This is a genomic window from Candidatus Accumulibacter phosphatis (genome assembly GCF_012939955.1).
Taxonomy (GTDB): Bacteria; Pseudomonadota; Gammaproteobacteria; order Burkholderiales; family Rhodocyclaceae; genus Accumulibacter; species Accumulibacter delftensis.
In genome coordinates this window covers 157,969-184,598 of sequence record NZ_SPMY01000025.1, presented here as the reverse complement: position 1 = coordinate 184,598, position 26,630 = coordinate 157,969, and the positions used below count along the sequence as shown (strand labels likewise).

Here is a 26,630-nt window from a genome sequence, read left to right as displayed (position 1 = left end):
TCCTATTTGCTAATCACTTCTTGCCGGCGATCGGCTTGCGCGGACCTTTCCGGGTGCGGGCGTTGGTCTTCGTACGCTGACCGCGAGACGGCAGGCCCTTGCGATGACGAAGGCCACGGTAGCACCCGAGGTCCATCAAGCGCTTGATGCTCATCGTGACTTCGCGGCGCAAATCGCCCTCGACGGCAAATCTGCCAATCTGGTCGCGTAAACGCTCCAACTCGGCTTCCGTCATATCCTTCATCTTGGTGGAACGTAAAACCCCAGCAGCATCACAAATCTTCTGTGCGCGCGGACGGCCGATACCGTAGATCGCGGTGAGCGCAATCTCGGCGTGCTGGTGGTTCGGTAGGTTTACGCCTGCGATGCGGGCCATTGATTCACCCCAACTAATCCAAACTTACAGTTATACTTCAACCGACTGACGACCCTTGCATCCGGGTCGCAGCGATCAACCTTGACGCTGTTTGTGACGTGGATCCGTACAGATCACGCGCACAATGCCGTGACGCCGAACGATCTTGCATTTCCGGCAGATGCGCTTCACAGAGGCCAGCACTTTCATTGTTAACTCCTGATTCTTCGGCAGCAGGCGCAGCCAGCCTGAAACCGAATTGTTGCGTAGAGATTCTTCACTTGGCGCGGAAGACTATTCGCGCTCTGCTCAAGTCATAGGGTGTCAGCTGAACCGTCACCTTGTCACCTGGCAGAATGCGAATGTAGTGCATGCGCATCTTGCCAGAGATAAAAACCAAGAACTACGTGACCGTTCTCCAGTTTCACCCGAAATGTTGCGTTGGGGAGGTTTTCGATAACCTCGCCCTGCATTTCAATTAAATCTTCCTTTGCCATCCTATTTCGCCGGTAACCCGGAGCCTTTGAAGTTAGCCTTCTTCAGCAGGCTCTCGTACTGGTGCGACATCGTGTAGGCCTGCACCTGGGTCATAAAATCCATCGTCACAACGACGATGATTAATAGCGAAGTGCCGCCAAAGTAGAAGGGGACATTCCACTTCAGGATCATGAACTCTGGTAGCAAGCACACGATGGTAATGTAGAGAGCGCCGACAAGTGTCAAACGCATCAGTATCCTGTCAATGTAGCGGGCCGTCTGATCCCCCGGTCGGATCCCCGGAACGAAGGCCCCACTTCTCTTCAGATTGTCTGCCGTTTCCCTGGAGTTGAAAACCAGGGCCGTATAGAAAAAAGCAAAAAGAAAATAATCGCTGCAGCATAAAGCATCACATAGATCGGCTGTCCTGGCGACAGCGCACCAGCGATATCCTTCAGCCAACGCCCCGACTCACCGCTACCAAACCAGCCGGCGATCGTTGCTGGAAAGAGAATGATCGACGAGGCAAAGATCGGCGGGATCACACCCGCCATGTTCAGCTTCAGCGGCAGATGCGAGCTTTGCCCGCCGTAAACCTTGTTGCCCACCTGACGCTTCGCGTAGTTCACCAGAATCTTGCGCTGACCGCGCTCGACGAAGACCACAAAAGCGGTGACCAAGACCACGAGAACACAGATCACCAGCGCCGTCAGCGGATGCATCGCGCCAGTTCGGACCAGCTCCAGCAGACCCCCGATGGCACTTGGCAAGCCCGCTGCGATACCTGCGAAAATAATCAGCGAGATTCCATTGCCCAGTCCCCGTTCGGTGATCTGCTCGCCCAGCCACATCAGGAACATCGTTCCGGTGACTAGCGTGGTAACGGTGACGAAGCGAAACATCATTCCCGGGTCAAGCACCAGGCCCGGCTGCGACTCTACCGCCACGGCTATGCCCATCCCCTGAAACAGAGCCAGAGCGACCGTACCGTAGCGCGTGTACTGCGTGATCTTGCGCCTTCCGGCTTCGCCCTCTTTCTTCAGCGCCTCCAACTGCGGACTGGCATGGGTCATCAACTGCATGATGATCGACGCCGAAATATACGGCATGATCCCCAGCGCAAAAATTGTGAACCGCGACAATGCACCGCCGGAGAACATGTTGAACATGCCCAGAATGCCGCCCTGCTGCCTACCGAAGAGCTCGGCGAGAACTTGCGAATCGATTCCCGGAACGGGGATATGCGCACCGATCCGGTACACAACCAGAGCGCCGAGCAGGAACCAAAGCCGACGTTTCAGGTCGCCGAATTTCCCGCCTTTGCTGACTGTGCTAGGACTAGTTGCCAAAGAATTTCACCCCTGCCAACTCGTTATTCGGAGACGCTGCCGCCCGCGGCTTCGATCGCGGCTCGAGCGCCGGCAGTTGCGCCAACACCCTTGAGCAACACTTTCCGCGTGATCCCGCCCGACAGAACAACCTTTGCCGCCAGCACTTGCTGAGGCACCAGGTTCGCCTGACGCAAGGTCGCCAAATCGATCTCATCAACTGGCAAGCGCGCAATGTCAGACAGCCGTACTTCTACATTACGAGCGCCGGTCAGCGACTTGAAGCCACGTTTGGGAAGACGGCGCTGCAAAGGCATCTGACCGCCCTCAAAACCCACTTTGTGAAAGCCACCGGCACGCGATTTCTGGCCTTTGTGACCACGCCCACAAGTCTTGCCCCAACCGGAACCAACGCCACGACCAACGCGCTTTTTGTTTGTGCGGGCACCCTCGCCAGCTTGAACAGTATTCAGGTCCATCTCAGCCCTCACATTTCAAGAGATAGCTGACCTTGTTGATCATCCCGCGAACCGCCGGAGTATCTTCAAGTATCGCGCTACTATGCATCCGCCGCAGACCCAGGCCGCGCACTGTCGCACGATGCGATTCTCTGGTCCCGATCAGGCTCCTGACAAGCGTCACTTTTACTTTTTTTCTCAAGCATCTCTTACCCCTGGATCTCGGCGACGGTCTTGCCTCGCTTGGCCGCAACTTCGGCAGGCGTGGTCATCGAGCGGAGGCCGTTGATCGTCGCGCGGACAACATTATAGGGATTGGTCGACCCGTGTGCTTGGCGACCACGTTAGTCATTCCGATCACGTCGAACACTGCTCTCATCGCACCACCGGCGATCACACCCGTACCCTCCGGCGCAGGTTGCATCATCACCGTCGATGCACCGTGCCGGCCAAAAACGGTATGTTGCAGAGTACCGTTCTTGAGGCTTACCTTGATTAGGTTGCGCCGCGCCTCTTCCATGGCTTTTTGAACAGCCACCGGCACTTCGCGCGACTTGCCCTTGCCCATACCCACGCGTCCGTCACCATCACCAACGACGGTAAGCGCCGCGAAACCGAGAATCCGACCGCCCTTGACCACCTTGGTTACGCGGTTGATCGAAATCATTTTCTCGCGCATGCCGTCATCGGGTTTGTCAGACTGCTGCGGTTTTCTGCCTTGTGGTCTAGCCATTGATTACTCCAATTCTTTGCAGGGTGCGGCGGTCAGAACTTAAGGCCGGCTTCACGCGCCGCCTCGGCAAGCGCCTTGACCCGTCCGTGATATTGAAACCCGGAACGGTCAAAGGCGACCTGCTCGATCCCGGCCTTCCTGGCACGCTCGGCAACCAGTTGCCCAATTGCCTTGGCGGCACCGACATCACCTCCGTTGGGCATACTCTTGCGCACTTCAGGCTCCAGCGACGAGGCGGCAGCCAGGACCTTGGTGCCACAGGCTGAAATCACCTGCGCATAGATGTGGCAGTTGCTGCGGTGAACCGACAGACGTACCGACTTCAGTTCGGCAATTTTGGCCCGGGTTTTGCGAGCCCTGCGCAAACGCGCCTGTTTCTTGTCAATCATCTCAGCACCCTTACTTCTTCTTCTTCGTTTCTTTGATCACGACCACTTCGTCGACATAGCGAACGCCCTTGCCCTTGTAAGGCTCCGGCGGACGGTAGGCACGAACCTCTGCGGCCACTTGGCCAACGAGTTGCCGGTCGACACCCTTGATGACGATTTCGGTCTGCGTCGGAGTCGTCGCAGTGACACCCCCTGGCAGCTTGTAGGCAACCGGGTGCGAAAATCCAAGCGTCAGATTTAGCGTGTCACCCTGCACCTGGGCACGATAGCCGACGCCAACGAGATTCAACTTGCGCTCGAACCCGGCACTCACCCCGGTCACCATATTGGCGACGACAGCGCGCATCGTGCCCGACATGGCGACTGACTCGGCCACTCCGACCACCGCCTTGCACGACAGGCTTCCGTCTTCGAGCGTGACAGTGACCGCCGGATGCGACGCAAACTCGAGAGAGCCCAGAGGGCCCTTCACGGAAATTCGATCGGACGACAGATCTACCGCGACACCCTGCGGCAGAACAATTGGTTTTTTTTGCAACGCGGGACATAGTTACCCCTTACGCGACGACGCAGAGCACTTCGCCGCCAATATGGCTGGCGCGTGCCTTGCGGTCAGTCATGACACCCTTGGGCGTGGACACGATGGCCACACCAAGACCGTTCATGACCGGAGGAATGTTGTCGGCACCTCGATAGATCCGCAGGCCTGGCCGGGAAACGCGATCGATTCGCTCGATCACCGGACGACCGGCGTAGTACTTCAAGCCAATCTCCAGAATCGGCTTGCCATCGTTGGGACTGACGCCGAAATTTTCGACATAGCCCTCGTCCTTCAATACCTGGGCGATGGCAATCTTTACTTTGGAAGACGGCATGGCGACGGAGGCCTTGTTTGCCATCTGGGCATTCCGGATGCGTGTCAGCATATCGCTGATCGGATCGCTCATACTCATATCGTTCTCTCCTGCCTACCAGCTAGCCTTGATCATTCCGGGGACCTCACCTTGCATGACGAAGTCGCGAAGCTTGCCACGACCCAGACCGAACTTGCGAAAGACGCCACGCGGACGACCGGTCAACGCACACCTGTTACGCAGCCGAACCGGGCTCGCGTTGCGCGGCAGCGCCTGCACTTTCAGCCGGGCCTCGAAGCGATCCTCAACCGACAGACTCTGGTCGTTCATGACCGCCATCAGTTCGGCACGCTTCTTGGCATACTTTTCGACTGTCTTGCGCCGCTTCTCACCGCGGTTGATCACAGAGAGTTTTGCCATTTCGTCTCAGTTCCTGAAGGGAAATTTAAACGCGCCAAGCAAGGCACGCGCTTCGTCATCGGTCTTCGCAGTCGTCGTGACGCTGACGTTCATGCCGCGCAGCGCGTCGATCTTGTCGTACTCGATTTCCGGGAAGATGATCTGTTCTTTGAGGCCCATGTTGTAATTGCCACGGCCATCAAAACCCTTGCCCGATATACCGCGAAAGTCACGCACCCGCGGCAGCGCCACGGTCACCAGACGATCAATGAATTCGAACATGCGCGGCCCACGCAGAGTGACCATGCAGCCAATCGGATAGCCGGTGCGAATCTTGAAGCCAGCAATTGATTTGCGTGCCTTGGTGGTCACCGGTTTCTGTCCGGCGATCTTGGTCAAGTCGCCAATCGCGTGCTCAAGCACCTTCTTGTCAGCGATCGCCTCACCCACACCCATGTTGAGCGTCACCTTGGTGATACGCGGCACTTCCATAGCCGACTTGTAGCCGAACTTTTCGGTAAGCTGCGCCACCACCGTGGTCTTGTAGTAATCCAGTAAACGTGCCATGACTACTCCTTAGGCCCCCAACACTTCGCCGTTCGATTTGAAAAAGCGCACTTTCGTACCGTCTTCAAGCAACTTGAAGCCAACACGATCCGCTTTTTTGGTCGCCGGATTGTAGAGCGATACATTTGATACGTGCAGCGGCATCTCTTTTTCGATGATGCCGCTGACGATACCTTTTACGGGATTTGGCTTGACATGCTTCTTGACGCGATTAACCCCGGAGACCAGCACATGCTCGGAATCAGTACGCTGCAGCACGGAACCGCGCTTTCCCTTGTCTTTTCCGGCAATGACGACGACGTCATCGCCTTTACGAATCTTTTCCATGACCTTCCTTACAGCACTTCCGGCGCCAGGGAGACGATCTTCATGAACCGATCGCCGCGCAGCTCGCGCGTAACCGGTCCGAAAATACGCGTACCAATCGGCTCCATCTTGTTATTCAGGAGGACAGCTGCGTTATGGTCGAACTTGACCAGGGAGCCATCCGTGCGGCGCACACCCTTGGCCGTGCGCACAACCACCGCGCTGTATACGTCGCCCTTCTTGACACGCCCACGCGGCGCCGAATCCTTGACGGTGACCTTGATAATGTCGCCAACACTCGCGTAGCGGCGCTTGGAGCCGCCCAGCACTTTAATGCACATCACCGAGCGCGCACCGGTGTTATCGGCGACGTCGAGAACTGTCTGTACTTGAATCATCTGTCACTCCAACTTGTCCCGCAGCAGCGGTCAGTCTTGGAACCCGTAGGGGTAGAAACGCTCAGAGGCGAGAGTCAGCCGAGCGCGAGGAAGGCGGCATTATAGCCGCTCTTGAGAACAAAGCAAGCTTTAAATCGCAACCGCGCGTTCTAGAAGCTTGGTGACAACCCACGACTTGCTTTTTGATAGCGGGCGACACTCCTGGATTTCGACCAGGTCACCTGCCTTGGCTTCATTGCCGTCATCATGCGCGTGGTACTTGCTTGAGCGCATCATGATTTTGTCGTAAATCGCGTGCTTGACACGGCGCTCGACGACGACCGTCACCGTCTTGTCCATGCGGTCGCTGACGACGCGCCCGACCAAGGTGCGCTTGCTGCTGGTGGTCTCGCTCATTGTTGAACTGCCTTTTCACGAAGAAGAGTGCGTACGCGCGCAATCTGCCGACGCACTTTACCGATCTGACTATTGTTGGACAACTGCTGCGTTGCCAGCTGCATCCGCAGACCAAACTGGGCCTTCAGCAAGTCCAGCAACTCCTTGTTCAGTTCGTCGACCGTTTTTGCTCTGAGTTCACTGACTTTCATGATCAACCTACCATACGCGTTACGAAAACCGTCGGAATGGGCAGCTTCGCAGCAGCCAGCGAAAACGCTTCACGCGCCAGGGTTTCGTTTACGCCATCCATCTCGTACAGAACCTTGCCGGGCTTGATCTCGGCAACCCAGTATTCCGGGTTTCCTTTACCGCTTCCCATGCGCACTTCCGCAGGCTTCTTCGAAATCGGCTTGTCCGGGAAAATCCGGATCCATATCCGGCCACCGCGCTTAATATGGCGCGTCATGGCCCGCCTGGCGGCTTCGATCTGCCGAGCCGTCAAACGACCGCGACCAATTGCCTTGAGCCCGTACTCGCCGAAACTCACCTTGGCTCCGCGCGTCGCCAGGCCGGTATTACGGCCTTTCTGCTCTTTGCGGTACTTTCTTCTAGCTGGCTGAAGCATCTGTGGTTCCTGCCTTTCTTACACGTTTCACCGGCGCCTTCGCGTCCGGAGCGGCTCCCTCGACGCCTGCTGCGTCTTCCTGGCCCTCTGGCTTTACCCTCACCGCGACGCGCGGTCGCTCGGCATCCCCGGGACGGGTAGCACGACGCGGTTTGCGCGCCTGCTCGTCGGCCGCACCTTCCGGAGCCGCTAGCGTCTGATCGTGGCGACTAATTGTTTCACCCTTGTAGACCCAGACCTTGACACCAATCAGTCCATAGGTGGTCAGCGCTTTCGAGGTGGCATAGTCAATATCGGCACGCAGCGTGTGCAGCGGCACACGCCCCTCGCGATACCACTCACGACGAGCAATCTCGGCACCGTTCAAGCGACCCGAGCTAATGATCTTGATCCCTTGCGCACCGAGCCGCATGGCGTTCTGCATCGCCCGCTTCATCGCGCGGCGAAACATGATGCGCTTCTCGAGTTGCTGGGTAATCGAATCCGCGATCAGCTGCGCATCGATTTCCGGCTTGCGAATCTCTTCGATGCTGACATGCACAGGCACACCCATGATCTTCTGCAACGCGCCGCGCAGATTATCGATCTCTTCGCCCTTTTTGCCGATAACCACGCCAGGGCGCGCCGAGAAAATAGTCACGCGCGCATTCTTGGCAGGGCGCTCAATGAGAACGCGGCCGACGGAAGCGTGCTTGAGTTTCTTTTTCAGGAACTCGCGGACTTGCACATCTTCGTTGAGCATTCCAGCGAAGTCTTTCTTGTTCGCATACCAGCGCGACGACCAATCACGAGTAACAGCCAGCCGAAACCCAGTAGGATGAATCTTTTGTCCCATACTTATTCCTCAGTTGCCGACGGTCAGAAAAAACGTGACAGGTCGGCTTGACGATCCGGTTGCCGCGCCCTTTCGCCCGTGCCGTAAAGCGCTTGAGCACCATGCCCTTCTCGACGCAGATGGTTGTGACTTTCAGCTCATCAATATCAGCCCCATCATTGTGCTCGGCGTTGGCGATCGCCGACTCAAGCACTTTCTTGATGATTGCCGCACCTTTTTTTCGGGCTGAAGGTCAGGATGTTGAGGGCCTTATCCACCGGCAGGCCGCGGATCTGATCGGCAACCAGTCGACCCTTCTGGCTCGACAGGCGAACGCCGCGCAAAACAGCACGAGTTTCCATATTCATTGTTCTACCTCTTTGCCTTTTTGCCGGCCGTATGACCTTTGAAAGTGCGTGTCAGCGAAAACTCGCCGAGCTTATGCCCGACCATATTCTCTGTGACATACACCGGTACGTGCTGCTTGCCGTTATGCACAGCAATCGTCAGGCCAACAAAATCCGGCAATACGGTCGAACGGCGCGACCAGGTCTTGATCGGGCGCTTGTCGCCCGTCGCGCGCACGGCGTCCACCTTTTTGATCAGATGGGCATCGGCAAACGGGCCCTTTTTAACGGAACGTCCCATGGTTCTCTATCCCTTAGCGTTTGTTACTACGGCGCTGCACGATCATCGAGGTCGTGCGCTTGTTGCGACGAGTACGATAACCTTTGGTCTTGGTACCCCAGGGGCTGACCGGGTGCATACCCGCCGCCGTCTTGCCTTCACCACCGCCATGCGGGTGATCGACCGGGTTCATCGCCACACCACGAACAGTCGGACGGATGCCGCGCCAGCGGTTCGCGCCAGCCTTGCCGATCGAGCGCAAGCTGTGCTCTTCGTTACCCACTTCCCCAATCGTCGCGCGGCAGTCGACATGCACCCGGCGGATCTCGCCAGAACGCAAGCGCAGCTGAGCATGCACACCTTCGCGGGCAAGCAACTGCACCGAGGTACCCGCAGAGCGCGCGAGCTGCGCACCCTTGCCGGGAATCATCTCGACACAATGGATCGTCGTACCCACCGGAATATTGCGAATCGGCAGCGTATTACCCACCTTGATCGGCGCTTCCGAGCCACTGATCACCTGCTGACCAACGACCAGACCGCGCGGCGAGATGATGTAGCGCCGCTCACCATCCGCATAACAGAGGAGAGCAATGCTCGCCGTTCGGTTTGGATCATACTCAAGGCGCTCGACCTTGGCCGGAATGCCGTCCTTGGTACGCTTGAAGTCAACCAGGCGATAGTGCTGCTTGTGACCGCCGCCACGGTGGCGGTTGGTGACATGACCATTATTGTTGCGCCCAGCGTGCTGCGACTGTGACTCGACCAGGGCCGCCAGCGGCGCGCCCTTGTGCAGCTTCGGATTAACGACCTTGACAACCGCACGCCGGCCTGGCGAAGTCGGCTTGACTTTGACGAGTGCCATCAGAAGCCCCCTCCATCGACGAAGTTAATCTCCTGCCCCGCTTGCAGGCACACGTAGGCTTTCTTCCAACTTTTTCGCCGACCCATCGCGCGACCAAACTTCTTTTGCTTGCCCTTGACGATGGCCATCTGAACCGATTTCACCGAAACCTTGAACAGCAACTCGACAGCCCCCTTGACTTCAGGCTTGGTCGCATCCGGCACCACGCGAAAAAATCACCTGCTCGTGCTTGTCGGCGATAAAGGTCGCCTTCTCGGAGATCTGTGGGGCGAGCAGTACTTGCATCAGGCGTTCTGGATTCATCCCAGGATCTCCTCAAACTTGGCCAGCGCACCCCTGGTGATCAACACCTTCGGGAAACGGACCAGCGACACGGGATCGGCCTGCTGAACTTCCACAACCAACACATTGGGAAGGTTGCGCGAAGCGAGAAACACGTTCTCACCAAGCTCCTCAGTGATCACCAGTACGGACTCATAGCCCAAACTCTTGATCTTCGCCGCAAATAATTTTGTCTTCGGCGCCTCGATCGAAAACTCATCGACCACTGCCAGACGATCTTCACGGACCAACTGGGAAAGAATGGCCGCCATACCGGCGCGGTACATCTTGCGGTTCAGCTTGTGGCTGAAGTTTTCGTCCGGCGTACTTGGAAAGACCCGACCACCACCACGCCAGATTGGCGACGACGACATGCCCGCACGAGCCCGACCCGTGCCTTTCTGCCGCCAAGGCTTTTTCGTCGAGTGACGAACGTCAGCACGGTCTTTCTGAGCGCGATTGCCACTACGAGCGTTGGCCTGATAAGCAACCAACACCTGGTGCACCAGAGCTTCGCTATATTCGCGACCGAAGAGAACATCAGAAGCCTGCAGGAGACTCGCCTCCTGGCCCTGCTCATTAATAAGCTTGAGTTCCATTTATGCCCCCGCCTTGACTGCAGGACGCACGATCACGTCCGACCCCTTGGAGCCGGGAACCGCACCCTTGAGCAGCAGCAACTGTCGTTCGACGTCGACGCGGATGACTTCGAGATTTTGCTGGGTGCGCTTGGCAGCACCCAGATGACCAGCCATCTTCTTGCCCGGAAAAACACGCCCCGGATCCTGCGCCATACCCGTCGAGCCCAGCGCCTTGTGCGACACGGAGTTGCCGTGCGTTGCGTTCTGAGACGAAAAGTGATGCCGTTTGATCGCACCGGAGAAACCCTTGCCGATCGTCTGGCCGGTGACATCAACCTTCTGGCCGACCGCAAAGATGGTGATACTTACCTGGTCGCCAGCCTTCAGCTCAGCGAGCTCCTCGGCAGAAACAGGAAATTCTTTCAATACGTGACCGGCTTCGACGCCAGCCTTGGCCAGGTGCCCGGCCAGCGGCTTGCTTACACGCGACGGACGCCGCTTGCCAAAAGCCAACTGCACGACGGAATAGCCGTCGTTTTGCTGCGTCTTGATCTGAGCGACGCGATTGTTCGACACATCGAGCACGGTTACCGGGATGCTTGCGCCAGCCTCGGTAAAAATGCGCGTCATGCCGACCTTGCGTCCAACAAGGCCTAGACTCATGTTTATTCTCCTCTGACCGGCTACGATTGGCCGGCGAGCGCTTCAAACAAAACGGGCAGCGTGAGAACGCAGCTGCCCGACCAAAGCCGGCAATTATAGCCGTAAGGCAGTCGCTACTGCAACTTAATTTCGACGTCGACACCCGCCGGCAGGTCAAGCTTCATCAGCGCATCGACGGTCTTGTCGGTTGGATCGATGATGTCCATCAAGCGAAGATGGGTACGCATCTCGAACTGATCACGCGAAGTCTTGTCGACGTGCGGCGAGCGAAGAAGGTCAAAACGCTGGATGCGCGTTGGCAGCGGCACCGGACCACGAACAACAGCGCCGGTACGCTTGGCGGTTTCGACGATCTCCTGGGCAGACTGATCGATCAAGCGATAGTCGAAGGCTTTCAGACGAATCCGTATTTTTTGGCTTTGCATGTCATATTCCAAAGAGCGATGGGCGGCCCAACTGGCGCCGCCCGAAGTATTTTTTTCAAACTACTCGATGATTTTTGCAACCACGCCGGCACCGACGGTACGGCCACCTTCGCGAATAGCGAAGCGCAGGCCTTCTTCCATGGCGATCGGCGCAATCAGCTTGACCGTCATCTGGATGTTGTCACCAGGCATCACCATTTCAACACCTTCAGGCATCGAGATGGCACCGGTCACATCCGTCGTGCGGAAGTAGAACTGCGGGCGATAGTTATTGAAGAACGGCGTGTGACGACCACCCTCTTCTTTCGACAAGACATACACCTCACCCGAGAAGTGGGTGTGCGGCTTGATCGAACCGGGCTTGGCCAGCACCTGACCGCGCTCGACGTCTTCACGTTTGACGCCGCGCAGCAGAACACCAACGTTGTCGCCCGCCCGACCTTCGTCGAGCAGCTTGCGGAACATCTCGACGCCGGTGCAGATGGTCTTCACCGTCGGCCGGATACCAACAATCTCGACTTCTTCACCCACCTTGACGATGCCGCGCTCGACACGACCGGTAACTACCGTACCGCGACCGGAGATCGAGAAAACGTCTTCGATCGGCAGCAGGAACGGCTTGTCGATCGCACGCTCGGGGGTCGGAATGTAGCTATCCAGCGCATCCGCCAGCGCCAGCACCGACAGCTCACCCAGCTCGCCGAGGTCACCCTCAAGGGCCTTTAGGGCAGAACCCTGGATGATCGGCACGTCGTCGCCCGGGAAATCGTACTTGGAAAGCAGCTCGCGCACTTCCATATCCACCAGCTCGAGCAGCTCGGCATCATCAACCATGTCGCACTTGTTCAGATAGACAATGATGTACGGTACGCCCACCTGGCGGGCCAACAGAATGTGCTCACGCGTCTGCGGCATCGGACCGTCAGCGGCCGAGCACACCAGAATCGCGCCGTCCATCTGCGCGGCACCGGTGATCATGTTCTTCACGTAGTCAGCGTGACCCGGGCAATCGACGTGCGCGTAGTGGCGCTTTGCCGTCTCGTACTCGACGTGCGCGGTATTGATCGTGATCCCGCGCGCCTTCTCTTCCGGCGCCGCATCGATCTGGTCGTAGGCTTTGGCGGTACCGCCATACTTCTTCGACAGAATGGTCGTGATCGCCGCCGTCAGCGTTGTCTTGCCGTGGTCAACGTGCCCAATCGTGCCAACGTTGACGTGCGGCTTCGTACGTTCAAATTTTCCCTTGGCCATTACCGGTACCTCAAGACGTTAAAATTAGTGAATCTACGGCACCAAACAGTGGTGCCCATGGACAGAATTGAACTGTCGACCTCTCCCTTACCAAGGGAGTGCTCTACCGCTGAGCTACATGGGCGGTGTGCGCGATGCCTGAAGCTGTTCTGCGGTCACAACGCCAACGTGGAGCGGGTGAAGGGAATCGAACCCTCGTCATAAGCTTGGAAGGCTTCAGCTCTACCATTGAGCTACACCCGCAAAACCATTACCCGAAGCACGCTAAAACAAGACCGCCAACAGCGGCATTTTGGTGGAGGGAGAAGGATTCGAACCTTCGAAGGCAGAGCCGTCAGATTTACAGTCTGATCCCGTTGGCCACTTGGGTATCCCTCCAGCTCAGAACCCAGGATTCTGGCACCTGGGAAAATAACTGTCAAATTGTTTTTCGAGCAGCGCAAGATTATAGACGAGAAGCAAAGGCCGCGTACAGCTCTTTTGACACTTTCGCGTACTCAAGGGCGTAAAATCGCTTGCGTCCCTTTCCGTAGCACGAAAAAAAAGGATCCTCCTGGCGCGATGAGCCCCTCACTGAACAGTCCTTTACCCAAGCACCCGCCTCTCGCTGAGGATCTCGTGGCGACCCTGAAAGACCACTTCGGCTCGCGTTTCTCGCAGGGCGAGTCGATTCGCATGCAGCACGGACGGGATGAGTCGGTCCACGAAGCGGCTCCGCCCGATGCTGTTTTCTTTGCCCGCAGCACGCAAGAAGTTGCGGACGTGGTCAGGCTATGCCATCGGCAGCAGGTGCCCATCATCCCCTATGGCGTTGGTAGTTCGGTCGAAGGACATGTCCTGGCGATTCACGGCGGCATCACCATCGATCTTGCCGGGATGAACCGCATCCTGGCCACGCATAACGAAGATCTCGACGCCACGGTCGAAGCCGGCGTCACGCGCCTGCAGCTGAACGCATCCCTGAAGGGCAGCGGGCTATTCTTTCCCATTGACCCAGGTGCAGATGCCTCGCTCGGCGGCATGGCCGCAACACGCGCCTCGGGAACCAACGCCGTGCGCTACGGCACCATGCGCGACAATGTGCTGGGCATGACGGTGGTCCTGGCCGACGGGAAAATCATCAAGACCGGCGGCCGGGCGCGAAAGTCGTCGGCCGGTTACGACCTGACGCGCCTACTGATCGGTTCCGAGGGGACTCTGGGCATCATCACCGAGTTGACCGTCAAGCTGCATCCGATCCCCGAGGCCATGTCGGCGGCGGTCTGCGCCTTTCCCGATGTCGAGGCAGCGGTAGACACGGTGATCCAGACCATCCAGTTGGGCGTGCCCATGGCGCGCATAGAACTGCTCGATGCGCTGACCATTTCGGCAGTCAACCGCCACAGCCATACCACGCTGCGCGAGCTACCGACACTGTTTTTCGAATTCCATGGCAGCCCGGCGGCGGTCAGCGAACAAGCGCAGATCGTGCAGGGGATTGCCGGCGGTTTCGGCGGCCAGGAGTTCGCCTGGGCGACGCACAACGAGGACCGTTCGCGCCTGTGGCAGGCCCGCCACGACGCCTATTTCGCGTGCCTGCAGCTCAAACCAGGTTGCCGCGCCTTGCCGACGGACGTCTGCGTGCCGATTTCCCGGCTCGCCGAGTGCATCCAGGCGACCAACGAAGACATCTCCCTGGTGTCGATCCCGATCGCCCTTTTTGGCCATGTTGGCGACGGCAACTTTCACCTGGTGGTGCTGGTGGACCCGACCAGCGCGGCCGACATGCACGCCGCCGAATGGATCAACGAACGCCTCGTCGAGCGGGCGCTGGCGATGTCGGGAACCTGCACCGGCGAGCACGGCATCGGCATCGGCAAGACCCGATTCATGGTGCGCGAACACGGCGCAGAGGCGATCGCCGTAATGCGCGCCATCAAGACAGCCCTGGACCCGACGAATCTGCTCAACCCAGGCAAGGTTCTGCCACCCGGCACGGCCAGCTGAGCCAGCAGGCCGGCAGCGCGGGCCATGCGCTCATGCAGCCCTGCCGACATTCCACCGCAGCGCCCAATCCTCCGGAGCAAGAGCTTGTCTTCACCCGCACCCGAATCCACTGACGCCGTGCCGCCCGTCTTTGGCTCGCAACTTCGTCAACTGGCCCTGCAACTCGCCGCGACGCTCGCCGTGCTGTCACTGGCCTGGCCATACTACGGACTGCGCAACGAGCCGCTGCCGTGGCCACAAACCGCTCTGGCCATAGGCGCCACCGCACTGCTTTTCGCCACTCTCACGCGTCAGGCCTGGTGGTGGCGGCTAATCCACACGCTCTTCGTACCGCTGGCGTGGTCGGCTTCGATGATCGGCATTGACCCGGGCTGGTACCTACTGCTGTTCTTCGTGCTGCTACTCGTCTATCGCGGCGCATTAGGTGGCCAGATACCGCTCTTCCTGTCCAACGCCACCACCGCGGCAGCCCTCGCCACGTTGACCCGCGAGATCCCCGAGATGCGCTTTCTCGACCTTGGCGCCGGCGTCGGCAGCGTACTCGGTCCGCTCGCCCGGCAGCGGCCCGATGCGCACTTCACCGGCGTCGAGAATGCCCCAGCGGCCTGGGCCTGCGGACGCCTGCGCATGGCCGGGCTAGCCAACTGCGACTGGCGTTGGGGTGACCTCTGGCGCACCGAACTGAGCGCCTACGACGTCGTCTATGCCTTCCTCTCGCCGGTTCCGATGGCCGCCCTCTGGGAGAAGGCGCAGCGGGAAATGCGCCCCGGAACGCTGTTCATCAGTAACAGCTTCGCGGTGCCCGATGTCGCCGCCGAGCAGGTCATCGAAGTCGACGACGCGTGCCATACGCAACTTTTCTGCTACCGCCTGTGAGCGCGCCGGGGCGACGCTTCATGCGCACACCGAGCTCGGCCGCTACGGTTGCCAGCAAGCAGCGATTCGCAACAATCGGCGCCCCACCCCAGAGACGGTGAAACTTTGCTAACATGACCGATTCCATCACCACCGGAGCCGAAAAAAAATGTCCAGTAACGATTCTCTAAGCGATCCGATGAGCTTCGCAAAAAAAAATGTTTGGCAATATGGGCTTTTCCTTGCCGGGCATGATCACCCCGACGCTGGACGTTGAGGAAATCGAGAAAAAGGTCAGGGATCTTAAAGCGGTCGAGAGCTGGCTGAAAATGAATTTGTCGATGCTGCAAATGACAATCCAGGGCCTCGAAATGCAATGTGTGACGCTCAACGCTGTGCGCGCAATGGGCCAGATGGGAGCCAATTTCACGCCTGGTGCCGCTGGCGGAAGCGATGACGCGCAGCCGGGACTGCTCGGTGCGGCAGGCGGCGCTGACGCCCTCAAGCAAGCGGCGATGTGGCCCTGGACCATGATGCAGCAGATGCAGGAACAGATGAAGCAGGCTGCGGCCGCCGCGCAACAGGCTGGGCAAAGCGACGACGAGGCGAAGAAACCCTAAGCGGAAAAAAGCCGGGCAGCACGTGCCGGCCGGGCCGCGGCGTCAGATGATCGACGCCGCGCGCATCGCGGTGATCTCACTCTCCGCAAACCCCGCCTCGCGCAGGATCTCCTCGCCGTGCTCGCCGGCAGCGGGCGCGGCGCGCTCGACCGCAAAAACCCAGCCCGAGAGCTTTACCGGCGGCGCGTACTGGACAACGCCGTCAGCGTGCACCACCATCTGACGCGCAACAAACTGCGCATGCTCGAGAGCCTCCGCCACCGCGAGTACCGGCGTCACGCAGCAATCGATGTCGGCAAAGAAGTTGCTCCAGTCGGCCTGTGTGCGACTCGCAAAGAGGGTCTCTATTTCCGCGCGCAAGGCAAGCGCGGTCGCGCCGCGCACAGCGTGCAGGGGCTTCCAGTCAGGGCGTTCCAGTGCCGCACAGAAGACGTCCCAGAACTTCTTCTCGAGCGGCGCGACAGCCATGTAGCGACTATCCGCTGTGGCGTACACCCCATAGCCAGGGTCAGCTCCGGTAAGCAGATCGCGCCCGCGCTCGGGCAGGCCGCCAGCACTCTGCATCGCGAACAGCGGAAAAAGGTTGTGTGCCAGAACCGCGTCGCTCATCGCCACGTCGACCAGGCGACCCTGGCCACTGCGCTGAGCATCGAACAAGGCCGCGAGAATACCCATCACGGCGCTCATCGCGCCGCCCAACAAGTCGCCCATCTGCAGATTGGGGATCGCTGGCGGCCCCCCATCGACACCAATCTGATCGAGGACGCCGGCCAGGCCAATGTAGTTGAGATCGTGCCCAGCGGCCATCGCCAGCGGTCCACTCTGGCCATAACCGGTGATCGCGCAATAGACCAGCTTGGGGTTGATCGAGCGCAGCGCCGGATAGCCGATGCCGAGCCGGTCGCTGACCCCGGGCCGGAAACTCTCGACCAGCACGTCGGCAGTAGTCGCCAGACGCAGCAAGACTGCCTGCCCCTGTTCTTGCTTGAGGTCGAGGCGTAGACCGCGCTTGTTGCGGTTGACGCTGCGATAGAAAGCACTGACACCCGCCGGACCCTCGCCGAGCAAGCGCGCGTAGTCGCCAGGCCCGTGATCTTCGATCTTGATAACATCGGCGCCCAGGTCGGCCAGATGCAAGCTCGCTACTGGCCCGGGAAGCAGACGGCTAAGATCAAGAACACGCACCCCGCGCAGCGGTGCGCCACTCATCGCTCGCCCTCGCAGCCCTCTAGCCAGGCCGCATCCATGTCGATCAGCGCCCCCTTCCGCAGGGTCTGCTCCAGGAACTGACCGCGGAACAGCCATCCTGTCGTGCCGTGCTGATGCGACCACGGCGTTTCCCATTCGGCGACCAGCACCTGCACGCGCGTCACCTCGACCTCCCGGGGCAGCGTGTCCACAACGCTCACGGAAGCCGGCTCGACGCAAGGCATCGCGGCTGCCAGGCGCGCGTGGTCGGCTACGGTATGGGCGGCAGCGGGTTTGCCGATGTGTGGACAGCGATCAAGCTGCCACCGCTGGCGGGAAAGCGCGGCGATCGAGCCTTTCAGCCAATAGGTCGGTGCCTTCAGCAGCCGGCCGGCGCCGCCCTCACTGAAGATCACGCAGTCACCAAGCTGCGGCCCGGCGGACGCAGCAGAGAAAGCGCTTGCCGCCGGCGCAGCGTCGTCAGCGAGCAGCGCCGCGGCCAGCGATGAACCGGCAACGACGGCCAGTACACGCCTCATTCGTAGCGGCGCAGGTCTTCGATCACCTTGCCGTCGTTGGCCAAGGCACCCGCAGCCTGGAAAGCTACCTCAGCACGCAGCTTGGTGAGCTCACGAATGCTGGCCACCACCGCCGCCTGCAGCGCGTCCGAGGGCTGCGCGACCTCGCAGTACAAGGTCATTCGATCCTGACCGCCGGCATTGTCGACCACCAGCCGGGCGCGACCAATTTCGCCGTGTCGCGCGACAAGCGCCGCGACCTGCGAAGGGTGTACGAACATCCCCTTGACCTTGGTCGTCTGATCCGCGCGCCCCAGCCAGCCCCTGATGCGCACATTGGTCCTGCCGCAGGGGCTGATCCCCGGCAGAAAGGCCGAAAGATCGCCGGTAGCAAAGCGAATCAGCGGGTAATCCGGATTGAAACTGGTCACCACCACTTCGCCGACCTCCCCTTCGGCCACCGGATCGCCGGTACCGGGACGAACGATTTCGAGCAGCACCTCTTCCTCGACGACCAGCCCCTCCTCACTCGGCGTCTCATAGGCAATCAGGCCCAGATCGGCAGACGCATAGGCCTGGCGCACCACGATGCCGCGCGCGTTGAGCAGCTTGCGCAGCGTCGGCGGCAAGGCTTCGCCCGAAACGACCGCCTTGCCCAATGAGCTGATATCGGCGCCTAATTCGTCGGCTTTGTCGAGAATGATGCGCAGAAACGAAGGCGTGCCGACGTAGGCCGCCGGCTTGAGGTCGGCAATCGCCTGCACCTGCATATCGGTCTGGCCGACGCCGGCAGGAAAAACCGGACAACCGAGCTTCTGCGCCGCGCCTTCGAGCATGAAGCCGGCCGGCGTGAAATGGTAGGAGAAAGTGTTGTGCACCAGATCGCCGGCCCGGAACCCGGTGGCAAAGAGGACGCGCGCGAAACGCCACCAGTCCTGGCCACGGCCCTCGGGATCATAGATCGGACCCGGCGAAGCAAAAACCCGTGACAAGCCGGCCATTGGCGTCGCCGGCAGACCACCGAAAGGCGGTGCCGCGCGTTGCAGTTCGCCGAGCTCGCTCTTGCGCGTCACCGGCAGTGTTGCCAGTGCGGCGCGGGAATCGATGCTGTCGGCGGCAAGGCCAGCAAACAGCTGGCGCCAGTACGCTGACTTCCTCTGGGCATGCTCAAGCTGCTGCGACAGGCGTCCCATCAGCCAGGCTTCGCGCTCGGCCGGCGAGCGCGTTTCCAGAGAATCGTAGTAATCCATGGCTTGTCACTCACACGATAAGAAAGTTCGCAGCAAACAGTGAAGACAGCCCGCCATGCCGCCGCCGAAGCAGACAGCGCCACGTGGCAGGCCACGGGCGGTTCAGGAAAGCCAGCGCTTGCGACGACGATAGTGCTTGACGTCTTTGAAGCTCTTGCGCCCGGCCGACGACAGGCCGAGGTAGAACTCCTTGACGTCTTCGTTGGCAGCGAGTTCCTTGGCTGCACCCTCCATCACCACGCGGCCGTTTTCGAGGATGTAGCCAAAGTCTGCGTAGCGCAGCGCCATATTGGTGTTCTGTTCCGCGAGCAGGAAGGTCACGCCCTCCTTCTGATTGAGATCCTTGACGATGCCGAACACCTCATCGACGATCTGCGGCGCCAGACCCATCGATGGCTCGTCGAGCAGCACCATGCTTGGCTTGGCCATCAGCGCCCGGCCGACGGCGCACATCTGTTGTTCGCCACCCGAGGTGTAGGCCGCCTGGCTGCTGCGGCGCGTCTTCAGGCGGGGAAAATACGAATAGACCTTTTCCAGCGTCTCGTTGATAGCCGCCTTGCCATCACGGCGCGTGTAGGCCCCAGTGAGCAGGTTTTCCTCGATGCTCAGATGGCCAAAGCAGTGCCGCCCCTCCATCACCTGAATGACACCGCGTTTAACGAGGTCGGCCGGCGTCAGCGCCTCGATGCGCTCGTCGCGCAACTCGATCGTTCCTTTGGTGACTTCGCCGCGCTCGCCGTGCAGCAGATTGCTGACCGCGCGCAGGGTCGTCGTCTTGCCGGCACCGTTGCCGCCGAGAAGCGCCACGACGCCGCCTTCGGGAACGCTGAAGGAAACGCCCTTGAGAACCAGGATCACGTGGTTGTAGATGACCTCGATACTATTGACTCGGAGAAGGATGTTGGCAGTGCTCATGGCGTCTCTTCGCTCAGCGGGCCGCCCTCCCGCAAGCGGAAGGGCTGACAAAGGACTCGCGGTGACGAGTCCGCCGGGGAATTACTTGTTGCACTCCTCTGGCGTGCGCGGCGTCAGGTTCTTCTCTTCCGCGTACTTGCCGGAGGCGAGCATGACCATCGGACGCAAAGTCTTGTCGTCGGCCTGATACCAGTCTGGGGAAACGAACTCCCACTTTTTGCCGTTCCAGGTCTGAATGCGTACCCACGACGATCCCATATGGTCCAGGCAGGAAGTCTGCACCGGACGCATCACGCCGGCAAAGCCCATGGCATCGAGCTTTTTCTGGTCGAGATCGAGATGCTCGAGACCCCAACGCACCTGCTCGCCAGTCATCACCTTACCCTTGCCGTAGCGCTCCTGCGCCTTGCGAACCCCTTCGACAGCGAGCATCGCCGAAATCAGGCCACGCATATAGAGCACGTCGCCGACCTCCTCTTTTGGTCCGGTCCCCTCACCCTTGGCGTGCAAGGCAGCAAGAACGTCCTTGGCGATCTTGGAATTGTGCTCGGCGCCATGCTGCAAGGTCAGCGCGCTATAGCCTTTAGCCCCTTCACCAACGTCTTTGACATCGGGTTCGGCACCCGCCCACCAGATGCCCAGCATCTTGTTGCGAGGATAGCCGGTCGCCTGCGCCTCACGAAGAGCGGTCGAATTCATCACCCCCCAGCCCCAGAGCAGAACGTAGTCGGGCTTGCTCTGCCGGATCTGCAGCCAGGTTGCTTTCTGCTCGACGCCGGGGTGTGCCACGGGCAGCAGTTGCACCTGGAAAGCATGCTTCTTGCCCAATTCCTCAAGGACCGGAATCGGTTCCTTGCCGTACGGACTGTCGTGATACACCAGAGCGATTTTCTTGCCTTTCAGCTTGTCAACGCCGCCTTCCTTCTTGGCGATGTACTGGATGGCAACGTCAGCGCCAACCCAGTAGGTGCCAAGCAAGGGGAAGTTCCAGGTAAAGATCGCGCCGTTTGTTGATTCGCTACGGCCGTAACCGGCGGTGATCAACGGGATCTTGTCTTTCGGTGCCTTTTCGGTCAGCGCAAAGGTAACGCCGGTCGACAGGGGCTGGAAGGTCGTCGCACCGCCGTGCTTGCCTTTCAGGCGCTCGTAGCACTCGACGCCGCGGTCGGTGGCGTAACCCGTCTCACACTCCTCGAAAATGAGCTTGACGCCGTTGATACCGCCCTGCGCATTGACCAGCTTCAGGTAATCAACATAACCGTTGGCCCAGGGAGCGCCGTTTGGAGCGTAGGCGCCGGTACGGTACACCAGGACCGGAAAGTACTGTTCCTTGGCCTGCTGCGCCACCGCCGGCGCGGTCGCCAGCGACGACAGGGCGATGGCCCCCAGCGAAGCAGTAAGTACGAGCTTGCTTAAGTTCATTCGTGTCTCCTCTTATTGAAATGGCGATACCCCTGCAACAACACCTGCGCCTGCGACAAACTCCATTACAAATGTGAAGCGGCCCGCTACCCGCGCCTCAGTGTGGGAATGGCCAGAGCCGCAGCTTTTCCTTGCCGGTCGACCACAGGCGCGCTATGCCGTGCGGCTCCTTGATCAGGAAGAAGACGATCAGGCCGCCGAAGATGATCAACTCGGCGTGCGAGATGCCAGCGGTCGATATTTCGACACCGACCAGGTCCCCGATCGCCGGCAGCAGCTGATTCAGCGCGATCGGAAGAACGACGATGAATGCCGCGCCGAAGAAACTGCCCATGATCGAACCCAGGCCACCAATAATGACCATGAACAGCAACTGGAACGAACGATCGACCGAGAAGGCGGCCGGCTCCCACGAGGCGAGGTGTACAAAACCCCACAGCGCGCCGGCCGTGCCGACGAAGAAGGAACTGACGGCGAATGCCGAGAGCTTGGCAAACAGCGGCCGAATTCCGATCACTTCGGCAGCCACATCCATGTCACGGATCGCCATCCACTGCCGACCGATGGCGCTACGCGTCATGTTCTTTGCCATCAGTGCGAAGACAGTCAGGATCGCCAGGCAAAATAGATACTTGTTGAGCGGGTTGTTGATCTGCCAGCCCATCACCTGCAGGTTGGAAACCGAAACCGAGCCCGATGAGGCATTGTCCGTAAACCAGGGAACGCGCAGAAAAACCCAGTCGGTGAAAAACTGCGCCGCCAGGGTGGCAACCGCCAGATAGAGGCCGCGCACGCGCAAACTCGGAATCCCGAAGACGATGCCCACGGCGGCGGAAGTCAGGCCGCCAAGAAGTAGCGACACGAGCAAGGGCATGCCTTCGACACGAATGTGGAAGTTGTACGCCGCGTACGCCCCGACGGCCATGAAGGCGCCAGCACCGAGCGTAATCTGCCCGCAGAAGCCGACCAGGATATTGACCCCGAGCGCGGCCAGCGACAGGATTACAAAGGGGATCAGGATGGCGCGGAACATGTACTCATCGACCAGCAGCGGAACGGCAACAAACGCGAACACCAGGATGCCGATGATCGCCCAGCGGTCCTGGGTAATCGGAAAAATCTGCTGATCGGCGGCGTAAGAAGTCTTGAACTGACCGTTTTCTCTATATAGCACTTGCCTGCTCCCCGATTAGACGCGGTCTATGATTTTTTCACCGAACAGGCCTTGCGGCCTGACCAGCAGAAAGAGCAGAGCCAGTACGTAGGCAAACCAAATCTCGATGCCGCCGCCAACCATCGGCCCGATGTAGACCTCGGAGAGTTTTTCGCCGACACCGATGATCAATCCGCCGATGATGGCGCCGGGAACCGAAGTCAGGCCGCCCAGAATGACCACCGGCAGCGCCCGCAGGGCCACCGTCGACAACGAGAACTGGACCCCGAGTTTCGAACCCCAGATCACACCGGCGACCAGGGCAACCAGACCGGCGACGCACCAGACGATCACCCAGATGCGGTTCAATGGAATGCCGATCGATTGTGCCGCCTGATGGTCGTCGGCCACCGCCCGCAGGGCCCTCCCGGTGGTCGTCTTCTGGAAGAAAAGGGTTAGCAGGCCGACCAGGACGGCGGCGATCGAGGCGGCGATGAAATCCTCCTTGTTGATCAGCAGGCCGCCTGCGAAAGTCCCTTCGAAGAGAAACACCGGATCCTTGGGCATGCCGACGTCGATCGTATAGATGCTGCTGCCGAAAAGGCTGCTGCCGACGCCTTCGAGAACATAGGCAATGCCCAGCGTAGCCATCAGCAGCGTCGCGCCCTCCTGATTGACCAGGTGGCGCAAGACCAGGCGTTCGATCAACCAGGCGACGACGAACATCAAGGCCCCGGCGACGACGAAGGCTGCGGCGGTTCCCAGGTACGAACCCTCAAGGCCGAACCAGCCCGGAATCCACTCCGCAAAACGGGCCATGGCCAGAGCGGCAAACAAGACCATCGCCCCCTGCGCGAAGTTGAACACGCCGGATGCCTTGAAAATCAGCACGAAGCCGAGCGCCACCAGCGAATAGAGCATGCCGGCCATCAGGCCACCGATCAATGTTTCCAGGAAGAAACCCATCGCATCACTCCTTACCGTGGACGTCGCGTAGGCGACTCACAAACCTCCCTTCTCGCCCCTGTGGGAGAAGGGCTGGGGGAAGAGGGGGGACGGTCATCCCTTTCATCATCTGGGGTTTCTCGACAGCTCATGACCGTTAGTGGCTGGCGCCAAGATAGGCGCTGATGACGTCCGGATTGTTGCGGACCGCGTCCGGATCACCGTCACCGATCTTCTTGCCGTAGTCGAGAACGACGACCCGGTCGGAGATATCCATCACCACCGCCATGTCGTGCTCGATGAGCACGATGGTCGTCCCGAACTGGTCATTGACGTCGAGAATGAAGCGGCACATGTCCTGCTTTTCTTCGACGTTCATACCGGCCATTGGCTCGTCAAGCAGCAGGATGCTCGGCTCCATGGCCAGCGCGCGACCGAGGTCTACGCGCTTCTGCAGACCGTAAGGCAGTCGTCCGACCGGCGTCTTGCGAATGTGCTGGATTTCGAGGAAGTCGATCACCTCCTCAACCTTGGCGCGATGCTCGAGCTCCTCGCGTCGCGCCGGCCCCCACCAGAAGGCCTGTTGAATCAGGTTGCTCCTGATTTTCAGGTTGCGGCCGGTCATCAGGTTGTCGATGACGTTCATTCCCTTGAACAGGGCAATGTTCTGGAAAGTCCGCGAGATCCCGGCCTGGGCAGCCTTGTAGGGGTTCATTTTCGTGAACCGCTGACCGCGCAGGATGATCTCGCCCTCCTGCGGCCGATAGACGCCGTTGATCACATTGAGCATCGAACTCTTGCCAGCACCGTTGGGGCCGATGATCGCCCGGATCTCGTGTTCGCGCACATCAAACGAGATGTCGGTCAGCGCCTTGACGCCGCCGAAGGACAGCGAAACCTGTTTCAGGTCGAGAACGACCTCGCCGATCTGCCGACTCATGACGCGGCCCTCCCGGCAATAGCAAAGGTTTTCAGATCCCGGATCACCAAATCGGCGGCAACCTTGCCTTGCCGCCCGTCCTCGAACTTCACCGCCGTTTCGATGAACTGGCTGCCCTTGCCAGCGTAGAGCGCGTCGATCAATACCCCGTACTTCTCGGCGACGAAACCGCGGCGCACCTTGCGCGTGCGCGTCAACTCGTCATCATCGGGATCGAGCTCCTTGTGCAGGATCAGGAAACGATGAATCTGCGAATCGGCCAGCGGACCTTCGCCAAGCAGCTCGGAATTCACCTGTTCGATCGACTCCTGGATCAGCCCATAGACCTCCACCTTGGCGGCCAGATCGGTATAGCCCGAATAGGCGATGCCGCGCCGCTCGGCCCAGTTACCAACCGCGCCGATGTCGATGTTGATGAACGCACAGACCATCTCGCGGCGATCGCCGAAAACCACCGCCTCCTTGACGAAGGGGAAAAACCTGAGCTTGTTCTCAATGAAGTTGGGCGCAAACATGGCGCCGTTGGCCAGTTTGCCGACATCCTTGGCGCGATCGATGATCTTGAGATGCCCCTCGTCGTCGAACATGCCGGCGTCACCGGTCATGAAATAGCCATCGGCATTGATCGCTTCGGCAGTCGCGTCCGGCCGCTTGTAGTACTCCTTGAGCAACATCGGACCCTTGACCAGGATTTCGCCGTTGTCGGCAATCTTCACCTCGACCCCGGGTGCCGGCTTGCCAACGCTGTCGAACTTGATCTCGCCGTCGGGTTGCAGACAGACGTAGGCACAGGTTTCGGTTTGCCCGTAGAGCTGCTTGAGGTTGATGCCGATCGAGCGGTAGAAACGGAAGAGGTCGGGACCGATCGCCGCGCCGGCGGTATAGGCGACGCGCACGCGACTCAGTCCGAGGACATTCTTCAGCGGCCCGAAAACAAAGAAGTTGCCCAGTCCATAAAGCACGCGATCAGCGAAGGACACCGCTTTGCCATCGAGAATCGCGGCACCGCTGCGCCGCGCCACGGCCATGAAGTAGTGGAACATCTTCTGCTTGATGGCGCTGGCGTCTTCCATGCGGATCATCACCTGCGTCAGCAGGTTCTCGAAAACGCGCGGTGGTGCAAAGTAGTAGGTCGGGCCGATTTCGCGAAGATCGTTCATCACCGTCTCGGCCGACTCCGGGCAGTTGATGGTGAAACCGGTGATCATCGCCTGCGCAAACGAAAACAGATGGTCGCCCACCCAGGCCATCGGCAGGTAGGAGAGAATGTCTTCGTCGGCCGTCAGATGATCGAAATCGGCGCCACCGCGGGCAGCGCTGATGAAGGCGTGGTGCGTCAGGCACACCCCCTTTGGCCTGCCGGTCGTCCCCGAGGTATACAGCATGACGCTGACGTCATTCGTGCTGCCGGCGGCGACCTCACTGGTCAGCAGATCGGGATGGTTGCGGTTGTGTATCCGCCCCATCTCCATCAGCTCGCGCACATCGTGGATGAAGGGCTGCGTGTAGTGGCGCATGCCGTGCGGATCGTCGTAGAAGACGTGGCGCAGTTGCGGCAACTGCTCCTGCAGTTCGAGCACCTTGTCGACCTGCTCCTGGTCTTCGACGAACAGGAAGCGGACTTCCGCGTCGACCAGAACGAAAAGCATCTCGTTGGCCACGGCGTCCTGGTAGAGCGGCAAGGGCACCCCGCCAAGGCACTGTACGGCGCTCATCATCATGTACATGCGCGGCCGGTTGTCGCCGACAATGGCCACGCTCTCGCCCCGCTTGAAGCCCATTTCGACAAGGCCGCAGGCCAGGGCGCGCACCTCGTCGGCAACATTCTGCCAGGTCCAGCACTGCCAAATCCCGAGGTCCTTCTCGCGCATGGCCACCTTGCCGCCGCGCACTTGGGCATGCTTCAACAGCAAGCGCGGAAAGGTATCCAGCGCTTGCGACGACGCAGTTTCCGGCATATTGTCTCCTCCGGTGCATTCACGGCCGTTATCGTGACGGCACGCTTTTGCTTATATTGTTCTGCG

32 protein-coding genes, 3 tRNA genes and 6 pseudogenes are annotated in these 26,630 nt (G+C 59.8%); 3 read left to right on the top strand and 38 right to left on the bottom strand.

Annotated elements, in window-relative coordinates; genetic code table 11:
* Positions 1-13 precede the first annotated feature (13 nt).
* The 29 genes and pseudogenes from rpsM to E4Q23_RS10080 all read right to left on the bottom strand — a co-directional run bounded on the left by rpsM (position 14) and on the right by E4Q23_RS10080 (position 13,192).
* The gene (gene rpsM, locus E4Q23_RS10220) at positions 14-376 is read right to left on the bottom strand and encodes a 30S ribosomal protein S13 (RefSeq protein ID WP_169066531.1); all 363 of its coding nucleotides are present in this window, start codon (positions 374-376) and stop codon (positions 14-16) included.
* A 75-nt stretch (positions 377-451) separates the two neighbouring features.
* Positions 452-565 (bottom strand): 50S ribosomal protein L36, encoded by a 114-nt coding sequence (gene rpmJ, locus E4Q23_RS10215; RefSeq protein WP_169066530.1) that lies wholly within the window; start codon positions 563-565, stop codon positions 452-454.
* A gap of 67 nt (positions 566-632) precedes the next feature.
* Positions 633-852 (bottom strand): annotated as a pseudogene (infA, locus tag E4Q23_RS10210) (translation initiation factor IF-1).
* A gap of 1 nt (position 853) precedes the next feature.
* Positions 854-2,181 (bottom strand): annotated as a pseudogene (gene secY / locus E4Q23_RS10205) (preprotein translocase subunit SecY).
* 23 nt (positions 2,182-2,204) lie between these two features.
* Positions 2,205-2,639 (bottom strand): 50S ribosomal protein L15, encoded by a 435-nt coding sequence (rplO, locus tag E4Q23_RS10200; protein ID WP_169066529.1) that lies wholly within the window; start codon positions 2,637-2,639, stop codon positions 2,205-2,207.
* Between the two features lies 1 nt (position 2,640).
* On the bottom strand, positions 2,641-2,820 hold the full coding sequence (gene rpmD / locus E4Q23_RS10195; protein WP_169066528.1) for a 50S ribosomal protein L30: 180 nt from the start codon (positions 2,818-2,820) through the stop codon (positions 2,641-2,643).
* Positions 2,821-2,827: 7 nt separating this feature from the next.
* Positions 2,828-3,351 (bottom strand): annotated as a pseudogene (gene rpsE, locus E4Q23_RS10190) (30S ribosomal protein S5).
* A 32-nt stretch (positions 3,352-3,383) separates the two neighbouring features.
* Positions 3,384-3,737, bottom strand: coding sequence for a 50S ribosomal protein L18 (rplR, locus tag E4Q23_RS10185; RefSeq protein ID WP_169066552.1), 354 nt, complete (start codon positions 3,735-3,737; stop codon positions 3,384-3,386).
* A 13-nt stretch (positions 3,738-3,750) separates the two neighbouring features.
* A pseudogene (gene rplF, locus E4Q23_RS10180) lies at positions 3,751-4,288 on the bottom strand (50S ribosomal protein L6).
* Between the two features lie 9 nt (positions 4,289-4,297).
* On the bottom strand, positions 4,298-4,693 hold the full coding sequence (gene rpsH, locus E4Q23_RS10175; RefSeq protein ID WP_169066526.1) for a 30S ribosomal protein S8: 396 nt from the start codon (positions 4,691-4,693) through the stop codon (positions 4,298-4,300).
* 15 nt (positions 4,694-4,708) lie between these two features.
* Positions 4,709-5,014 carry a 30S ribosomal protein S14 gene (gene rpsN / locus E4Q23_RS10170; RefSeq protein ID WP_169066525.1) on the bottom strand — a complete coding sequence of 102 codons (306 nt, stop codon included), beginning with the start codon at positions 5,012-5,014 and terminating at the stop codon, positions 4,709-4,711.
* A gap of 6 nt (positions 5,015-5,020) precedes the next feature.
* Entirely contained in the window at positions 5,021-5,560 is a 540-nt protein-coding gene (gene rplE, locus E4Q23_RS10165) for a 50S ribosomal protein L5 (protein WP_169066524.1), read from the bottom strand.
* A 9-nt stretch (positions 5,561-5,569) separates the two neighbouring features.
* Complete coding sequence (rplX, locus tag E4Q23_RS10160) at positions 5,570-5,887, bottom strand: 50S ribosomal protein L24 (protein WP_169066523.1); 318 nt, start codon at positions 5,885-5,887, stop codon at positions 5,570-5,572.
* 8 nt (positions 5,888-5,895) lie between these two features.
* On the bottom strand, positions 5,896-6,264 hold the full coding sequence (gene rplN, locus E4Q23_RS10155) for a 50S ribosomal protein L14 (protein WP_169066522.1): 369 nt from the start codon (positions 6,262-6,264) through the stop codon (positions 5,896-5,898).
* 129 nt (positions 6,265-6,393) lie between these two features.
* Positions 6,394-6,660 carry a 30S ribosomal protein S17 gene (rpsQ, locus tag E4Q23_RS10150; RefSeq protein ID WP_169066521.1) on the bottom strand — a complete coding sequence of 89 codons (267 nt, stop codon included), beginning with the start codon at positions 6,658-6,660 and terminating at the stop codon, positions 6,394-6,396.
* Complete coding sequence (gene rpmC / locus E4Q23_RS10145) at positions 6,657-6,851, bottom strand: 50S ribosomal protein L29 (RefSeq protein WP_034923805.1); 195 nt, start codon at positions 6,849-6,851, stop codon at positions 6,657-6,659. The genes rpsQ and rpmC overlap by 4 nt, the downstream gene beginning before the upstream one ends.
* 2 nt (positions 6,852-6,853) lie before the next feature.
* Entirely contained in the window at positions 6,854-7,267 is a 414-nt protein-coding gene (gene rplP / locus E4Q23_RS10140; protein ID WP_169066520.1) for a 50S ribosomal protein L16, read from the bottom strand.
* Complete coding sequence (rpsC, locus tag E4Q23_RS10135) at positions 7,251-8,102, bottom strand: 30S ribosomal protein S3 (RefSeq protein WP_169066519.1); 852 nt, start codon at positions 8,100-8,102, stop codon at positions 7,251-7,253. The genes rplP and rpsC overlap by 17 nt, the downstream gene beginning before the upstream one ends.
* Before the next feature lie 9 nt (positions 8,103-8,111).
* Positions 8,112-8,449, bottom strand: a pseudogene (gene rplV, locus E4Q23_RS10130) (50S ribosomal protein L22).
* A 4-nt stretch (positions 8,450-8,453) separates the two neighbouring features.
* Complete coding sequence (rpsS, locus tag E4Q23_RS10125) at positions 8,454-8,729, bottom strand: 30S ribosomal protein S19 (RefSeq protein ID WP_042333105.1); 276 nt, start codon at positions 8,727-8,729, stop codon at positions 8,454-8,456.
* Between the two features lie 13 nt (positions 8,730-8,742).
* Complete coding sequence (gene rplB, locus E4Q23_RS10120) at positions 8,743-9,573, bottom strand: 50S ribosomal protein L2 (protein WP_169066518.1); 831 nt, start codon at positions 9,571-9,573, stop codon at positions 8,743-8,745.
* Positions 9,573-9,876: pseudogene (gene rplW / locus E4Q23_RS10115) on the bottom strand (50S ribosomal protein L23). The gene rplB and the pseudogene rplW overlap by 1 nt, the downstream one beginning before the upstream one ends.
* The gene (gene rplD, locus E4Q23_RS10110; protein ID WP_169066517.1) at positions 9,873-10,493 is read right to left on the bottom strand and encodes a 50S ribosomal protein L4; all 621 of its coding nucleotides are present in this window, start codon (positions 10,491-10,493) and stop codon (positions 9,873-9,875) included. Before rplD ends, rplW begins: the two are co-directional and overlap by 4 nt.
* The gene (gene rplC / locus E4Q23_RS10105) at positions 10,494-11,138 is read right to left on the bottom strand and encodes a 50S ribosomal protein L3 (RefSeq protein ID WP_169066516.1); all 645 of its coding nucleotides are present in this window, start codon (positions 11,136-11,138) and stop codon (positions 10,494-10,496) included.
* Positions 11,139-11,251: 113 nt separating this feature from the next.
* Positions 11,252-11,563, bottom strand: a complete 312-nt coding sequence (gene rpsJ, locus E4Q23_RS10100; RefSeq protein WP_169066515.1) for a 30S ribosomal protein S10 — start codon at positions 11,561-11,563, stop codon at positions 11,252-11,254.
* A 60-nt stretch (positions 11,564-11,623) separates the two neighbouring features.
* Entirely contained in the window at positions 11,624-12,814 is a 1,191-nt protein-coding gene (gene tuf, locus E4Q23_RS10095) for an elongation factor Tu (RefSeq protein WP_169066514.1), read from the bottom strand.
* Between the two features lie 49 nt (positions 12,815-12,863).
* Positions 12,864-12,938: transfer RNA gene (locus E4Q23_RS10090), tRNA-Thr, on the bottom strand.
* A 45-nt stretch (positions 12,939-12,983) separates the two neighbouring features.
* Positions 12,984-13,057: transfer RNA gene (locus E4Q23_RS10085), tRNA-Gly, on the bottom strand.
* 50 nt (positions 13,058-13,107) lie between these two features.
* Positions 13,108-13,192 (bottom strand) — tRNA-Tyr (locus E4Q23_RS10080).
* Positions 13,193-13,375: 183 nt separating this feature from the next.
* Here E4Q23_RS10080 and E4Q23_RS10075 point away from each other — a divergent pair.
* The 3 genes from E4Q23_RS10075 to E4Q23_RS10065 all read left to right on the top strand — a co-directional run bounded on the left by E4Q23_RS10075 (position 13,376) and on the right by E4Q23_RS10065 (position 16,275).
* Positions 13,376-14,800, top strand: a complete 1,425-nt coding sequence (locus E4Q23_RS10075; RefSeq protein WP_169066513.1) for an FAD-binding oxidoreductase — start codon at positions 13,376-13,378, stop codon at positions 14,798-14,800.
* 84 nt (positions 14,801-14,884) lie between these two features.
* Positions 14,885-15,676, top strand: coding sequence for a class I SAM-dependent methyltransferase (locus E4Q23_RS10070; protein WP_211203706.1), 792 nt, complete (start codon positions 14,885-14,887; stop codon positions 15,674-15,676).
* A gap of 230 nt (positions 15,677-15,906) precedes the next feature.
* Positions 15,907-16,275, top strand: a complete 369-nt coding sequence (locus E4Q23_RS10065) for a PhaM family polyhydroxyalkanoate granule multifunctional regulatory protein (protein WP_336511661.1) — start codon at positions 15,907-15,909, stop codon at positions 16,273-16,275.
* A gap of 42 nt (positions 16,276-16,317) precedes the next feature.
* On the opposite strand, the gene E4Q23_RS10060 is transcribed toward E4Q23_RS10065, so the two are convergent.
* The 9 genes from E4Q23_RS10060 to E4Q23_RS10020 form a co-directional block, all read right to left on the bottom strand.
* Entirely contained in the window at positions 16,318-17,484 is a 1,167-nt protein-coding gene (locus E4Q23_RS10060; protein WP_169066512.1) for a CaiB/BaiF CoA transferase family protein, read from the bottom strand.
* Complete coding sequence (locus E4Q23_RS10055) at positions 17,481-18,002, bottom strand: hypothetical protein (protein WP_169066511.1); 522 nt, start codon at positions 18,000-18,002, stop codon at positions 17,481-17,483. The genes E4Q23_RS10060 and E4Q23_RS10055 overlap by 4 nt, the downstream gene beginning before the upstream one ends.
* On the bottom strand, positions 17,999-19,231 hold the full coding sequence (locus E4Q23_RS10050; RefSeq protein ID WP_169066510.1) for a phenylacetate--CoA ligase family protein: 1,233 nt from the start codon (positions 19,229-19,231) through the stop codon (positions 17,999-18,001). The genes E4Q23_RS10055 and E4Q23_RS10050 overlap by 4 nt, the downstream gene beginning before the upstream one ends.
* A 102-nt stretch (positions 19,232-19,333) precedes the next feature.
* On the bottom strand, positions 19,334-20,146 hold the full coding sequence (locus tag E4Q23_RS10045; RefSeq protein ID WP_169066509.1) for an ABC transporter ATP-binding protein: 813 nt from the start codon (positions 20,144-20,146) through the stop codon (positions 19,334-19,336).
* 81 nt (positions 20,147-20,227) lie between these two features.
* Positions 20,228-21,568, bottom strand: a complete 1,341-nt coding sequence (locus E4Q23_RS10040; RefSeq protein ID WP_169066508.1) for an ABC transporter substrate-binding protein — start codon at positions 21,566-21,568, stop codon at positions 20,228-20,230.
* Between the two features lie 97 nt (positions 21,569-21,665).
* Entirely contained in the window at positions 21,666-22,742 is a 1,077-nt protein-coding gene (locus E4Q23_RS10035; RefSeq protein ID WP_169066507.1) for a branched-chain amino acid ABC transporter permease, read from the bottom strand.
* 15 nt (positions 22,743-22,757) lie between these two features.
* A complete protein-coding gene (locus E4Q23_RS10030; protein ID WP_169066506.1) occupies positions 22,758-23,687 on the bottom strand; it encodes a branched-chain amino acid ABC transporter permease in 930 nt (309 codons plus the stop codon).
* A gap of 136 nt (positions 23,688-23,823) precedes the next feature.
* A complete protein-coding gene (locus E4Q23_RS10025; protein WP_169066505.1) occupies positions 23,824-24,606 on the bottom strand; it encodes an ABC transporter ATP-binding protein in 783 nt (260 codons plus the stop codon).
* Positions 24,603-26,564 carry an AMP-dependent synthetase/ligase gene (locus E4Q23_RS10020; protein WP_169066504.1) on the bottom strand — a complete coding sequence of 654 codons (1,962 nt, stop codon included), beginning with the start codon at positions 26,562-26,564 and terminating at the stop codon, positions 24,603-24,605. Before E4Q23_RS10020 ends, E4Q23_RS10025 begins: the two co-directional genes overlap by 4 nt.
* Between the last annotated feature and the right edge of the window lie 66 nt (positions 26,565-26,630).